The 13,837-nt window shown below is 70.7% G+C and carries 10 protein-coding genes; 7 read left to right on the forward strand and 3 right to left on the reverse strand.

What is annotated here, in order from left to right; all coding sequences use genetic code 11:
- Positions 1 to 90 precede the first annotated feature (90 nt).
- From BLU77_RS05575 to BLU77_RS05585, 3 genes are read left to right on the forward strand one after another with little or no spacing between them, the layout of a single operon-like run.
- Positions 91 to 1,074, forward strand: a complete 984-nt coding sequence (locus tag BLU77_RS05575; protein ID WP_245708682.1) for a FecCD family ABC transporter permease — start codon at positions 91 to 93, stop codon at positions 1,072 to 1,074.
- 56 nt (positions 1,075 to 1,130) lie between these two features.
- Positions 1,131 to 2,168, forward strand: a complete 1,038-nt coding sequence (locus tag BLU77_RS05580) for a FecCD family ABC transporter permease (RefSeq protein WP_089773004.1) — start codon at positions 1,131 to 1,133, stop codon at positions 2,166 to 2,168.
- Positions 2,165 to 2,968: an ABC transporter ATP-binding protein gene (locus BLU77_RS05585; RefSeq protein WP_089772055.1), complete on the forward strand. Its 804-nt coding sequence runs from the start codon at positions 2,165 to 2,167 to the stop codon at positions 2,966 to 2,968. Before BLU77_RS05580 ends, BLU77_RS05585 begins: the two co-directional genes overlap by 4 nt.
- Positions 2,969 to 3,079: 111 nt before the next feature.
- Here BLU77_RS05585 and BLU77_RS05590 read toward each other — a convergent pair whose 3' ends face one another.
- Positions 3,080 to 3,805 (reverse strand): M23 family metallopeptidase, encoded by a 726-nt coding sequence (locus tag BLU77_RS05590; protein ID WP_139177619.1) that lies wholly within the window; start codon positions 3,803 to 3,805, stop codon positions 3,080 to 3,082.
- Between the two features lie 56 nt (positions 3,806 to 3,861).
- On the opposite strand from BLU77_RS05590, the gene BLU77_RS05595 reads away from it, so the two are divergent.
- Genes BLU77_RS05595 through BLU77_RS05610 form a run of 4 tightly spaced genes read left to right on the forward strand, consistent with a single transcriptional unit; the run spans position 3,862 to position 8,514 of the window.
- Entirely contained in the window at positions 3,862 to 4,278 is a 417-nt protein-coding gene (locus BLU77_RS05595; protein ID WP_089772057.1) for a nitroreductase/quinone reductase family protein, read from the forward strand.
- 50 nt (positions 4,279 to 4,328) lie between these two features.
- Positions 4,329 to 6,104: a glycoside hydrolase family 15 protein gene (locus BLU77_RS05600; protein ID WP_089772058.1), complete on the forward strand. Its 1,776-nt coding sequence runs from the start codon at positions 4,329 to 4,331 to the stop codon at positions 6,102 to 6,104.
- A gap of 27 nt (positions 6,105 to 6,131) precedes the next feature.
- Positions 6,132 to 7,571: a glucose-6-phosphate dehydrogenase gene (locus BLU77_RS05605; protein WP_089772059.1), complete on the forward strand. Its 1,440-nt coding sequence runs from the start codon at positions 6,132 to 6,134 to the stop codon at positions 7,569 to 7,571.
- A 31-nt stretch (positions 7,572 to 7,602) separates the two neighbouring features.
- Positions 7,603 to 8,514, forward strand: coding sequence for an exodeoxyribonuclease III (locus tag BLU77_RS05610; protein ID WP_089773005.1), 912 nt, complete (start codon positions 7,603 to 7,605; stop codon positions 8,512 to 8,514).
- 3 nt (positions 8,515 to 8,517) lie between these two features.
- Here BLU77_RS05610 and BLU77_RS05615 read toward each other — a convergent pair whose 3' ends face one another.
- Both BLU77_RS05615 and BLU77_RS05620 read right to left on the reverse strand, forming a co-directional pair.
- The gene (locus BLU77_RS05615) at positions 8,518 to 9,297 is read right to left on the reverse strand and encodes a class I SAM-dependent DNA methyltransferase (RefSeq protein ID WP_089773006.1); all 780 of its coding nucleotides are present in this window, start codon (positions 9,295 to 9,297) and stop codon (positions 8,518 to 8,520) included.
- A gap of 144 nt (positions 9,298 to 9,441) precedes the next feature.
- Positions 9,442 to 13,776 carry a lamin tail domain-containing protein gene (locus BLU77_RS05620; protein ID WP_139177621.1) on the reverse strand — a complete coding sequence of 1,445 codons (4,335 nt, stop codon included), beginning with the start codon at positions 13,774 to 13,776 and terminating at the stop codon, positions 9,442 to 9,444.
- Between the last annotated feature and the right edge of the window lie 61 nt (positions 13,777 to 13,837).

A 13,837-nucleotide genomic window follows, 5' to 3' on the forward strand; every position in this document is an offset into this window, starting at 1 on the left:
GTGACAGACCGCTGAGGAGCCCCGATCACGCCCGCCATCACCGCCGCACCCGCCGCAACCGGAGCCGCCAGGCTGCAACGGTCGCGGCGGGTGCGCGTGCTCGTCCTGCTCACCCTGACGGCGGTGCTGCTGGTGCTCATGGCGGTGTCCGTCTCGTACGGGTCCCGCGAGGTAGGCCTGGACGACATCCTCGCCGCGCTCGGCGGCTCCACCGAGGGCTTCGACCACGGCGCCGTCGCCCGGCGGATCCCACGCACCTGGATGGCGGTGCTCGCCGGCGCCGGTCTCGCCGTCTCCGGTGCGGTGCTGCAGGGGGTCACGCGGAACCCGCTGGCCGACCCGGGCATCCTCGGGATCACCACCGGTGCATCGTTGGCCGTGGTGATCGGGCTGGCCTGGTTCGGGCTCGCGTCGGCCACGTCCTACATCCTGGTGGCCATCGTCGGGGCAGCGGGCACGGGTGCCTTCGTTTACGTCGTCGGCTCGTTGGGGCGGGAGGGCGCCACCCCGCTGAAGCTGGCCCTCGCCGGTGCCGCCACCACCGCGGCACTCGCCTCGCTGGTCACCGCCGTCGTGCTGCCCCGGCCGGACATCGCCGAAGGAGCGACCTCCTGGCGGATCGGCGGTGTGGGTGGCGCCACCGCCGCCTCGATCACCACCGTGCTGCCGTTCCTCGTGGTCGGCTTCGTGATCTGCCTGCTCGTGGCCAAGGGACTGAACACCCTCGCGCTCGGTGACGAGCTGGCGGCCGGCCTGGGGGAGCGGGTCGCCCTGACCAGGGGTGTGGCTGCGCTGGGCGCCGTGGTACTGGCCGGGGCGGTGACCGCCGTCACCGGCCCGATCGGGTTCGTCGGGCTCGTGGTGCCGCACGCATGCCGGATGCTCGCCGGCCCGGACCACCGCTGGCTGCTGCCGTTGAGCGCCCTCGGTGGGGCGATCCTGCTCACCGCGGCGGACGTGCTCGGCCGGGTGGTGGCACGCCCGGAGGAGATCGACGTCGCGATCATCACCGCCATCGTCGGCGCGCCGTTCTTCATCGCGATCGTGCGCCGGCAGAAGGTGCGTGCCCTGTGAGCGCACCCGTGAAGACCCCCGCAGCCACCGCCGTCGGGCATCGGCCCGGCGGGCGGATGCCCGACCCTGCCGCCGTGCGCGCCGTGGCGGCGGGGCGACGAGCACGCAGCCATCGGCGCCGGGTCGTGATCACCGTGCTTGCGGTGCTGGTGGTCACCCTCTTCGCCGTGACGCTGATGGTGGGGCGCACCTTCTACCCGCCCATGGATGTCCTCGCGGTGCTCCTCGGCCAGGACGTGCCCGGGGCCGGATTCACCGTCGGTACCCTGCGGTTGCCGCGCGCTGCCGTGGCTGTGCTGACCGGCTGCTGCTTCGGCCTCGGCGGCGTCACCTTCCAGACCATGCTGCGCAACCCGCTCGCCAGCCCGGACATCATCGGCATCACCTCCGGCGCCGGTGCCGCCGCCGCCATCGCGATCGTCTTCTTCTCCCTCGGCGGGTTCGCGGTGTCCGTGGTGGCCGTGATCGCCGGGCTCGGGGTGGCGATGGCCGTCTACCTGCTCTCCTACCGCAACGGGGTGGCCGGGACCCGCCTGATCCTGATCGGCATCGGCGTGGCCGCGATGCTGGACAGCCTCACCTACTACGCCCTCGACAAGGCGCCGCAGTGGGAGCTGCAGGAGGCGATGCGCTGGCTCACCGGGAGCCTGAACGGTGCCTCCTGGAAGGACGCCACGCCGCTCGCCGTCGCGCTGCTGGTGCTCGGGCCGCTGCTGCTGGCGCAGGTTCGCAACCTCGGCGCGCTGCAGCTCGGCGACGACACCGCTGCGGCCCTCGGCGTGCGCACCGAGCGAACCAGGATCGTGGCGATCGTGGCCGCAGTCGGGCTGATCACGTTCGCGACGGCGGCCGCCGGACCGATCGCGTTCGTCGCCTTCCTCTCCGGTCCCATCGCCGCGCGGATCGTCGGCCCACGCGGGTCCATGCTGGTGCCCGCCGCCCTCGTCGGGGCGTTGCTGGTGCTGGTCGCCGACCTGGGCGCCCAGTTCGCCTTCGGCACGAAGTTCCCGGTGGGCGTGGTCACTGGCGTGCTCGGCGCGCCCTACCTGGTCTACCTCATCATCCGCACGAACCGCACCGGAGGTGCGCTGTGACCCGCGACCGCGAACTCTCTGTGGAGCACCTGAGTGTTGGCTACCACGAACGTCTGGTAATCGAAGCGCTGGACCTGGCGATCCCGCCGGGGGCGATCACGGCGATCGTCGGGGCGAACGCGTGCGGGAAGTCCACGCTGCTGCGCTCGATGAGCCGGCTGCTGAGCCCTCGCGCCGGGCAGGTGCTGCTGGACGGCAAGGCCGTGCATCGAATGCCGGCGAAGCAGCTCGCGCGGGAGCTCGGGTTGCTCCCGCAGGCTCCGATCGCTCCGGAGGGGATCACGGTGAGCGACCTGGTCGGCCGGGGGCGGCACCCGCACCAGCGGATCCTGAGCCGCTGGTCCACCGCCGACGACGAAGCGGTCGCCGATGCGCTTACGGTGACCGACACGTTCGAGCTCGCCGACCGGCCCGTGGACGAGCTCTCCGGTGGGCAGCGCCAGCGTGTGTGGATCGCGATGGCACTGGCCCAGCGCACCGATGTACTGCTGCTGGACGAGCCGACGACGTTCCTCGACGTGAGCCATCAGGTGGAGGTGCTCGATCTGCTCACCGATCTGAACGCCGAGCGCGGCACCACGATCGTGATGGTGCTGCACGACCTGAACCTGGCCGCCCGCTACGCCGACCATCTGATCGCGCTCGCCGACGGCCAGCTGCACGCCGCGGGAACTCCCGCCGAGGTACTCACCCCGGAGATGGTCCGCACCGTGTTCGGCCTGAACAGCGATGTGATCACCGACCCGGTGTCCGGACAGCCGCTGATGCTGCCCAAGGGCCGGCACCACAGCCTCGTCTGATCGGCCACCGTTCGCCGCGAACGCAACGATGTGCGGCGTCGCGGGCGATTTCTCACGTGCCAAGGTTGCGTTCGGCGCGGTGGTGGGCTCGGTGGATGGCGCGCGGCCGGGTCAGCGAGAGCCGATGATCCGCTCGAACCGCCCCGGCACTCCGTTGGTGACGGGCGTGACCAGGGTGGCTCCGCCGTCGGAGGACTCCACCAGGTCGTAGCGTGCGAACGCGAGCGGCAACCCCTGGGCGACCTTCAGGTCGTGGGAGTCCATCAGCTGGACGTGCAGGTGCGGCATCGTGGAGTTCCCGGTGTGCCCGACGTAGCCGAGCAGGTCACCCGCGCGCACCTGCTGACCGGCCCGGACCGCCGCTGTGCGCGGTGCCAGGTGGCCGACTGCGACGTACACCGCGTCACCACGATCGGCCCGCATGATCACGTAGTTGCCGAGCACCTGAGCCATCTGCTTCGGGTTGTCGGGGGTGAAGGTGGCGCCGACGTGCACAGCGCGGGCGGACTCGCGGGCGGGGTGCACCCAGGAGCGTTCCTTCGCGCCGTCCACCACCCGCACCACCTCGCCGTCGCACGGTGCGTGCACCGGCTGACCCCACGCGTAGAACTCCCGGGTGGGCGCTCCGCTGAGCAACATCCGCCAGGTGGGGGCCGGGTGGGCGTGGAAGCCAGCGCGAGTGTCCACCTGCACGAAGTCGTAGGCGTAGCGCTGCCCGAGGAGGTCGGTGCCGTGGCTGGGGATCCGGTGCGCCGGCGTGGTCACCGCCGTCCATCCGGCCCCGCGGAGCGGGAACTGCACGACGATCGGGTCCGGCATGGCGCTAGGTCGGGGCACGAACCTCACGCTACTGCCGCGGGAATGACCGGCACCACTTTCCGGTTGCCTGACACATGGATTTCAACCAGCAGATCATCGACACCTTCCGCGCGAACGGCGGCGAGGTGAACGAACCGATGCAGTTCGGCAAGGCCCTCGTGCTCGTGCACGTGCCCAAGAAGGACGGCACCGAGCGGGTGGTGCCGCTGGCCGCGATACCGCAGGACGGTGGCTGGCACGTGGTCGGTTCTGCGGGCGGGTCACCGAAGCACCCGGTGTGGGTGTTCGGGTTGCGTCGCGCCGAGACCATCACGATCGAGGTGCCCGGGGAGCCGGTGCAGACGCTCACCGCTGCCGTGAATGAGCTCGAGGAGCCGGCCCGGGCGACGATGTGGGAGAGGTTCAAGGCCTTCTCCTCGGGGTTCGCCGAGTATGAGAAGAGCGCGCAGGGGCGGGTCTTCCCGATCTTCCGGCTGGAACCAGCCACCTGATCCGACTCGAACCGATGGTGAGTACCCCGTCGTCATGATTGTCTGGTCGGGTGAGCACCCCGATCGGCGACTACGCCCTCCTGGCCGACCTGCACACCGGACCTCTCGTCTCGGCCGAGGGGAGTATCGACTGGCTCTGCCTGCCCCGGTTCGACTCCGATTCCGTGTTCGCGGCGATCCTCGGCACGCCCGACCACGGTCGATGGTTGATGGCACCGTCGGAGGGCACGCTCACCGAGCGCGTCTACGAACCCGGAACCTTCGTGCTGCGCAGCACCTGGAGCACGCCCACCGGCACCGCGGAGATCACCGAGTTCATGCCGATCGACGGCGACCGTGCCGACATCGTGCGGATCGCCCGCTGCACCAGCGGTGAGGTCACGATCGTGCACGACCTGCGGCTGCGCCCGGAGTACGCCGCCTCGCTGCCATGGGTTCGGAGGGTCGATGATCCCGGTGAGACCTCCGACGGCAGTGCGTACCTGCTCGCTATCGCCGGCCCGGACGCGTACGCGCTGCGTGGACCGGCACTGACATCAGCCGGGCGCCGGCACGAGGGCGCGTTCACCCTGACGGCGCAACAGGAGGCGGTCTGGGACCTCACCTGGGCGCCGTCGTATCGCCCCATCCCGCCCCCGCTCGACGTGTCCGCGGCACTGGAGACCACCCGCGCCTACTGGCGTGACTGGGCTGCCCGGGCCGTGTGCGAGGGGCCGTGGGCGGATGCGGTGGAGCGGTCGTTGCTGGTGCTGCGGGCGCTCACCCACATCGAGACCGGTGGCATCGTCGCGGCCCCGACCACCTCGCTGCCGGAGGACCCCGGCGGGGTGCGCAACTGGGACTACCGGTTCTGCTGGCTGCGCGACTCCGCGCTCACCCTGGAGGCGCTGCTCGCGCACGGGCGCACCGAGGTGGCCCACCACTGGCGGGACTGGCTGCTGCGAGCGGTGGCCGGCGACCCCGAGGACCTGCAGATCATGTACGGGATCGCGGGGGAGCGGCAATTGCCCGAGCGCACCCTGGAGCACCTGCCCGGGCACCTGGCCTCACGCCCGGTACGGATCGGGAATGGCGCCGTCGGGCAGTTCCAGGCCGACGTGGTGGGGGAGGTGCTGATCGCCCTGGACAAACTGCGCACGGCCGGCGTGGCCGAGGACGATTTCTCCTGGCCGTTGCAGCGGGCGATGATCGATTACGCAGTGCGCGCGATCGAACGCAAGGACCAGGGCCTGTGGGAGATGCGCGGCGACCCGCACTACTTCACCCACTCCCGGGTGATGATCTGGGCCGCACTGGACCGGGGCGTGCGAGCGGTCACCGAGCACCACCTGCCCGGCCCGGCGCAGGAGTGGTCCCGGCTGCGGGACGAGTTGCGCGAGGAGATCCTCACCCGCGGCGTCCACCCCGAGACCGGCGCCTTCACCCAGCACTACGACACCCGGGAGGTGGACGCCTCCCTGCTGCAGCTTCCGCAGACCGGGTTCGTCGGCTACGACGACCCGCGGATGCTCGCCACCGTGGCGCAGATGGAGCGCGAGCTGCTGCACGAGGGCCTGCTGCTGCGCTACCGCACCATCGGTACGGATGGGCTCAGCGGCGACGAGTACCCCTTCCTCGCCTGCTCGTTCTGGCTCGTGGAGCAGTACGCCCACAGCGGCAGGCGATCCGACGCCGTCGCCCTGATGGACCGCCTGGTGGGGCTGCGCACCGACCTGGGCCTGCTCGCCGAGGAGTACGACCCGGCCGGCTCCCGGCAGATGGGAAACTTCCCCCAGGCGTTCTCGCACCTCGCCTTGGTGCGCGCCGCCGACGCCCTCGGGCAGTAGCCCCCACCTCAGCGAATCGGAGCCTGCATGACCCCCACCTGCACCCTGGTGATCCTCGGCGCCTCGGGCGACCTCACCGAGCGGCTCCTGCTGCCTGGGATCGGGTCACTGCTTGAGCGGGAACCGGACCGGGCGTTGCGCATCGTCGGCTCGGACCGCGCGCCGATGACCGATGGTGAGTTCGGTCAGCTCCTGATGCGTACGCTCACCGCCGGGGGTGCCCCCGAGGCGGTGGCCCGTCGGATCGCCGACGGCGCAGCGTACGTGTGCGCGGACGTCACCGATCCCTCCGGGTTGCGTGAGGTGGTGGGGACCGCAGCCGGGTGCGCTGTGGGGCGGCGCGGCAGTGGCCGTCGCGCGCACCAGGGGGCTGCCGACGGCGGAGGTCACCTCGTGCTGTACTTCGCCCTGCCGCCGGCGGTCACCGAGCGGGCCTGCGCAGCCTTGCAGGAGGTGGATCTGCCGGACCGGACGCACCTGGCGATGGAGAAGCCGTTCGGGCGGGACGAGGCCAGCGCACGGGAGCTGAACGAGCGGGTCGCCACGCTCGTGCCGGAGGCGCAGGTGCACCGGGTGGACCACTTCCTCGGCAAGTCCACCGTGCTCGACTTGATCGCGCTGCGTTTCGCGAACCGCCTGTTCCAGGCCGTGTGGAGCGCCGAGCACATCGAGAGCATCGAGATCGCCTACGACGAGTCCCTCGCGCTGGAGGGCCGGGCCGGCTACTACGATCACGCGGGTGCGCTGCGGGACATGATCCAGTCCCACCTGCTGCAGGTGCTGGCGCTCGTGGCGATGGAGCCACCGGCGCGGATCACCGACCGGGACCTGCGCGATGCCACCGCAACCGTGCTGCGCGCCACCCGGCTGTGGGGTGGCGGACCCGAGACGGCGAGCCGGCGCGCCCGGTACACGGCCGGGCAGATCGGGGACCGGCAGGTGCCGGCGTACGTCGACGAGGACGGCGTGGACCCTGGGCGGGAAACGGAGACCCTCGCCCAGGTGACGGTGGAGGTGGCGAACCCGCGCTGGGCGGGCGTGCCGATCACGTTGCGCTCCGGCAAGGCGCTCGGGGTGACCCGCAAGCACGTGGTGATCACCTTCGCCGACGTGCGGCACCTACCGGACGGTCTCACCGGGCCGGATCCCCAGGACCAGCTGGTGATCGGGCTGAGCCCGGACGTGATGGAGCTGCGGATCACCACCAACGGCACCTCCGACCCGCTCGCCCTGGAGCAGAGCGTCTTCGCCACCACGCTGCGCGAGGCCGAGCTGGAGGCCTACGGCGAGGTGCTCACCGGGATCCTGGACGGTGACCCGATGCTCACCGTCCGTGGGGACGCCGCCGAGGAGTGCTGGCGCATCTGCGACGAGGTGCTCGCCGCCTGGGCCGGCGGGACCGTGCCGATGGAGGAATACCCGGCCGGCGCCGCGGTGCCCCGCGACTGGGGTGCCGCGCTCGACTGACGCATTCTGGAGGCGTGCGTACGCTGAGGCGGTGCGCATCGCTTCGGTCAACGTGAACGGTATCCGCGCGACCCATCGGCGGGGCTTCGCCGACTGGATGGCATCCCGGGACTGTGACGTGCTCACCCTGCAGGAGGTCCGGTGCACCGTGGCCGACCTGCCAGAGGACGCGTTCGGCGGCTACCACGCGGTCTACGATCCCGGCAGCATCAGCGGCCGCAACGGGGTCGCCATCCTGACCCGGCGGCCGGTGGCGGCGGTGCGCACGTGGGGTGCGGACGTCGTCGTGCGATCGCCCGGTGAACCGGCCACCTGGGTGCCCAGTGACGACCCGGGCACGCTCGCGCGGGGCATTTCCCGCTATGCCACCGAGGGGCGCTATATCGAGGCCGACCTCGCCGATGTGCCGCTGACCGTCGCTACCCTCTACCTTCCCAAGGGTGGGTTGCCGGAGCATCTGCAGCGGCCGGGCCGGATGCGGGAGGCGCCGGACGGCGGGGCGAAGTACCGGCGCAAGATGCACTTCCTGGACGCCTTCGCCCGCCAGCTCGACCGGGCCCGGCGAACGGCCCGGGCGAACGGGCGTGAGTTCCTGCTCACCGGTGATCTGAACATCGCCCACACCCGGCAGGACGTCGCTGCCTGGCGCCGCTCCCAGCAGGCCGAGGGCTTCCTGCCGGAGGAACGGGACTGGATCAGCCGCCAGCTTTCTCCCCGGAGGCTGGTGGACGTGGTGCGCCGGCTACATCCAGACGCTGACGGTCCGTACACCTGGTGGAGCTGGCTCGGGCAGGCCTATGCGAAGGACGCGGGCTGGCGGATCGACTACCACCTCGCCTCGCCCGGGCTGGCACGGCGGGCGGTGTGCGCGGAGGTCGACCGGGAGCGCCGCGGGGTGCGGCTCAGCGACCACGCCCCGGTCGTCGTCGACTACGACCTGTAGGCGTCACGGCGTGCTGGGCAGCCGGTACACGCTCACGTGCGAGGGGGACTCCCCGGTGAACGCGGTGCCGGCGAAGTCCGCGTGCCGAGACTCCAGCTCCAATCCGGCCAACTGGGCCATCAGATCCAGTTCGGCCGGCCAGATGTAGCGGTGCGCGGAGCGGAACAGCGCCGCCTCGTGCCCGTCGGCCGGGTCCGCGGCGAACCGCACGTGATGGGAGACCACGTGCTGGCGGAGCACGTCGTAGGTGTCGAAGAGCACGTACCCGTCCTCCACGTGACCGACCGTGGCCCGCTTGCCCGGGGTCAGGCTGCGTAGCTCAGGCAGCCCCAGCTCGATGAGGAACCGCCCGCCGGGGCGCAGGTGCCGGGCGGCGTTGCGGAAGCACTCCACCTGCTCGGCCTGGGTGAGCAGGTTCGAGATCGTGTTGAACACCAGGTACACCAGAGAGAACTCACCGGGTGCCCGGGTGGTGGTCATGTCGCCGAGCAGCACCGGGAGCTGGTCCGGGCCGGCCTTCTCCCGGAGCCGGGCCACCATCGCCTCGGACAGCTCGATGCCGGTGACGGCGATGCCGCGGTCGGCGAGCGGGATGGCGACCCTGCCGGTGCCGACGGCCAGCTCCAGTACCTCCCCGCCTTCGGCGAGCTCCACCAGCCGGTCCACGGTGGGGTCGAGCACCTCGGCCGAGAACATCCCCTCACCAGGGGTGTCGTAGTCCGCGGCGGCCCGGTCGTCCCAGATGGAGGCAGGGTCGGGCAGGGGAGCAGTGCGGTCGTCCATGGTCGCCATCCTGGCGAGAGCACCCGACGGCGGTCCACTCCTTTTCGCGTGCCGACCGGGCCTGGACGACGGTGATACGTAGACCCACGTGCCTCTGGGCCCTGGCTCTACGTATCACCGTCGATTGGGCGTGACGGCGGACTGTCAGACGGGGCGCTCGACGAACCAGGGAGGGCCGTGCCCATTGCCGTTGCCCGGCCCACGGCCGTTGCCGTTCCCGTTACCTGGCCCGTTCCCGTTACCTGGCCCGTTCCCGTTGCCGGGCCCGTTCCCGTTGCCGGGCCCGTTCCCGTTGCCGGGTCCGTTGCCGTTCCCGGGATGCCCGTCGGTCACGGTGACCCGGTAGACCGCGGAGTCGTGCTCGGCGCCGTGCTCATCGCTGGTGTGCACGTACCAGCCGTACTCGCCGGGCTCAGTCACCGACCAGGTCCCGGTCACCTCGGATCCGCTCGGCACATCGGCGAACTCCTCGATCACCGTCGTCCCCAGCACCTCCGCCGTGAACGCCGAGGTCACCAGCTCCCGCTCCTGTGGCTCGATCCCCAGATCGGAGTACGAGATCGAGAAGTCCTGGAACTGGTACGGGTCCTCGGCGGGGCCGAGCAGGCTCGGCTCGTCGGAGTTGTACCGGTCCTCGGACGGCGAGAAGGTGCGCACGCTCATCTGCGCCGACTCGTTGTCGAAGTGCAGCAGCCGCAGGTACCCGAGCCCGCCCTCCGGCAGCCCCTGGTAGTCGAACAGCATCGAGTGCACCAGCCGGTCCTCGACGCCGTCACCGTCGTCGTCGAATCCATCCACCCGGGTGAACGCGTCGTGGTAGTGGCCGGAGAAGACCATCCGCACGTTCGGGTTCGGGGCTACCACCTCGTCCATGATCTGCTGCGGGATCGGGCCCAGCCCGCCGGTGGTGAGCATGAACTCGTGCAGGTTCACGATCGCGACCCGCTCCGGGTACTGCGCGAGCACCTCGTTCATCCACGCGATCGCGTCGGTGCCCGGGTCCCAGCCCATGTACAGCATCAGGAAGTCGATCCCGCCGGCACTGATCAGGTCGTAGTGGCCGCGATTGTCCTCGAAGCTGCCGCCGTACCAGGGGTTGCCGGCGTACCGGTCCTCGCCGAAGTAGGCCGAGTACTGGCTGTAGTCGGCGAGCTGGTTGCCCACGTCGTGGTTACCGGCCAGCACCCCGTAGGGGAGGGCCGCGTCGTCGAAGCGGGCGTACTCCGGGTCGGCGTTCTCCCACTGGTAGGGCTGGTCGAAGTCATCGACGATGTCACCGGTGTGGATCACGTACTGCAGGTTGAGCTCCTCACGGCGCTCCAGCAGGTAATCGTGGATCGCCACCTGATGGTCGTAGAACTCCTCGTTGTAGTACTGCGTGTCCGACTCCCAGCCGATCGTGAAGTCGTACTCGCTGCGCGGGGTGTCATCCGGGTGGTACGGGTCCACATCCTCCCGCGGGCTCAGGTCCGCACCCGCGAAACCCTCGGAGTGCTGCACCAGCACCGTCACCGCACCATCGGCCACGTGATCGCCGACGGCGACCGTCCCGCCCAGGGAGATCTCCTCACCCTCGCCCGTGGTCAGGTGACGGTCCACCTCCACCCACGCTCCGCCGTCGGCGGCCAGGGCGTACAGGATCACCTGGGCGCCGTCGTTCGCGGAGCCCTCCCAGGCGAGGCGGACGCGGGCATCGGCACCGGCCTCGGCGGGCACCTGCACCTGGAACTGCGTGTACGGCAGCGCGGAGGTCGACGTGATCGGCTCCAACCCGTCCTGGGTGGCCAGGTCCTGCGCGGTCAGCGTGGTGCCCTCCCGGGTCAGTGCGCCCGCGTCCGGTGTGGTGCCCTGGACGGTGGCGATCTGCTCGCTGCCCAGTGGGTAGCGGTAGCCCTGCCGCAGTTGTACGTCCAGCGGGTCGTCGGTCGGATCGGTCACGGTCGCGGTCAGGTCGACGTCCCCTGCGGGCACCTCGGCACCGTCGGCCGGCGCGGTGCCGGTCCCGGTGGGCTGCTCCTCCGGCACCGAGAAGGTGGTGACCGACTCCGCGGTGTTGCCGAGGCTGTCGGTCGCGGTGATCGCCAGCACGTGCTCACCGGCGGCCAGATCCACCGAGGAGGTGGTGTGCGGCAGCTCGATGGGCTCCTCGTCCAGAGTGACCGTGGTGGACTCCACTCCGGCACCGACATCGGTGATCGCGGCGTCCAGCACGATCTCGCCCTGCAGCGTCTCGCCGTCGGTCACCGACGGGGTCACCTCGGGCGCGGTGTTGTCCACCTGGATGGTGGCAGACGCGGTGTTCTCACCGTCGGTCGCGCTGATCAGGTGCTCCCCGTCGGCAACGGCGGTGGTGTCCCACTGATGAGCCACGGCGGTGAAGGCGTCCTCGGGGAGGGCGAACACGGAGTCATAGAAGTCGTGCTTGCCGCTGCTGTCGCCCATCGCGATGGTCTGGCTCGGGTCGTCGTAGCCGGCCGGCGTGAGGGTGCGGCCGTCGGGCAGGATCAGCCGCATCCCGGAGATGACGAAGTCGTCGTTGTTCTCGTTCTCGTCGATCTCCGGCGCGGCCTTGGTGCCCGCCCACACGCTCACGGTGAGGTCCTCGCCCCGGGCGATGTGCTCCAGCGGGACTGGGGTGGACATGGTGACCGTCTCCGAGTAGGTGCCCTCGTCGAAGATGTACAGCACCTCGTCCCCGATACGGACCCCGTTGCGGAAGTAGAAGTCCGTCTGGGACACCTCGAACACGAACAGCGGGGCGGCCTCGAGACTGGACTCGGTGGCCACCGGGGCATCCCCGATGCTCAGTTCCAGCTCCGGCGGGTACGCCTCCCCGGCGGCCGAGACCGTGGTGGTGCCGGCCACGTGCTGCCCGTCGGTCACGTTCAGCCGGACCGGATCGGTCTCGGCGCCCGCCACCGGCACGTGCACCGTCTCGGTGGTCACCTCGTTCGTGCCGTCGGTGAACGTGAGGGTGTAGGAGTACGAGCCCTTCCCGGTCAGGTCCGCGGCCGTGACAGTGTGGGTGTAGGTGTCCTCGCCGCTGTGCGTGAGGGAGAACTCCCGCGGGGTGGTGTCCACGTCGTTGCTCAGCGTCAGGGTGGCGGTGCGCACCTGCACGTCATCGGTGAGCGCGAACTCCAGGGTGAAGTCCTGCGTCGGGTCGATCTCGGCGGGAGTGTTGTCGGTCACCTCGGGGGCGGTGGTGTCCGCGGGCACCACCATCAGCCCGCCCGGCACCTGGTCGGCCTGCACCGAACCGGGGGTCGCCGGTGCCGTGTCCAGCAGCGTCTGCAGGCCGAGGTCCTCGGAGACGGCGTACCGGATGCCCTGGTCGGCCGAGGTGTCGTCCGCCTCGGTCATGTTGTAGTAGGCGCGGTTGATCCCGAAGCCGGTGTTGGTGCGGATGGTCACACCGCGGGGCGACCCGTTCGCCATCCCGCCCTGGAAGACCTCCACGAGGTCCTCACCCAGGGTCAGGTCCGTGCCGAACTGGGCGTTGAACTCGGCGTCGCCGAGGTCGTCGTTCTGCCCGTTCTTCACCCAGAGCACCAGCGTGCCGCCGGCAGCGATCGTGACGTCGCGGGGGACGCTGGGCCAGTGCGCCTCGTTATTGTTCGTGGTGGTGTCCTGCGGGTACAGGTACGTGATCGCGTAGTCGGAGAAGTCCACCGGCTCGGACGTGGCGTTGTAGACCTCGATGAACTCGTACCCGTCGGCGGTACCCACATTGGTGGAGTCCGGGAGCAGCTCGGTCACCTGCAGCGGCGCCGTGGTCAGCTCCGGGTCCGGTTCTGGCTGCGGCTCCGGCTCGGGCTCCGGTTCGGGCTCCGGTTCGGCCGGGACCAGGGTGTCGGCCGCTAGCACACCGGGTGTGGGGGAGGCCTGCGTGGCCAGTACCGGGTAGGACGGCTCCTCGGCCGCGGCCGGGAGGCGGAAGGTGGTGCTCAGGTCGGTGCCCATGGAGTCGGCCGGGTAGAACGACCGGGTCTCGTCGCCGTCGGGCGCGGTCACCCGGATGCCCCGATCGCCGCCATTGGCCATCCCGGGCTGACCGGTGAGCCGAACCACCCGGGTGGCCTCCGGGGTGCCGGTGTGGGCGCGGAACTCGGCCTCGGTGCGGGCGAAGGAGTCGAGGGTGCCGTCGGAATTGGTGTAACTGAGCCAGAGTACGATCGTCTCGTCGGCCGCCAGCGGCGCCTCGCCGTCGATGCTCAGCGGAACATCGGAGCCGGTGTCGGCCGTGTCCCCATAGATGTAGGAGAGCTGGTAGGCGCTCAGGTCGACGCCTGCCGAGCCGGGGTTGTGCACCTCGATCCACTCGAACTCGTCGTGGCCGGCGTTGTTCGCCACGATCTCGGTGACGAACACCGAGTCGCGGGTTGCGGCGCTCGCGGGCGGGGCCGCGCTGACGGCGCCGATGACGGCGAGGGCGGATGCGGTGAGGGCGGCGAGGAGCCGACCCGATCTGCTGGCCACGGGGAATTGAGCCTCCGGTCGGGGAGCAACGGACCGGTTCACGCTAGTGAGGGCAGGCGAA

Origin of the sequence: Ruania alba (assembly GCF_900105765.1) — a bacterium.
In the GTDB taxonomy this organism is placed as follows: domain Bacteria; phylum Actinomycetota; class Actinomycetes; order Actinomycetales; family Beutenbergiaceae; genus Ruania; species Ruania alba.

Coding starts and splice junctions, on each gene's coding strand:
- BLU77_RS05605 (WP_089772059.1), top strand. CDS start 6,132: ATGACCCCCACCTGCACCCTGGTGATCCTCGGCGCCTCGGGCGACCTC.
- BLU77_RS05595 (WP_089772057.1), top strand. CDS start 3,862: ATGGATTTCAACCAGCAGATCATCGACACCTTCCGCGCGAACGGCGGC.
- BLU77_RS05580 (WP_089773004.1), top strand. CDS start 1,131: ATGCCCGACCCTGCCGCCGTGCGCGCCGTGGCGGCGGGGCGACGAGCA.
- BLU77_RS05615 (WP_089773006.1), bottom strand. CDS start 9,297: ATGGACGACCGCACTGCTCCCCTGCCCGACCCTGCCTCCATCTGGGAC.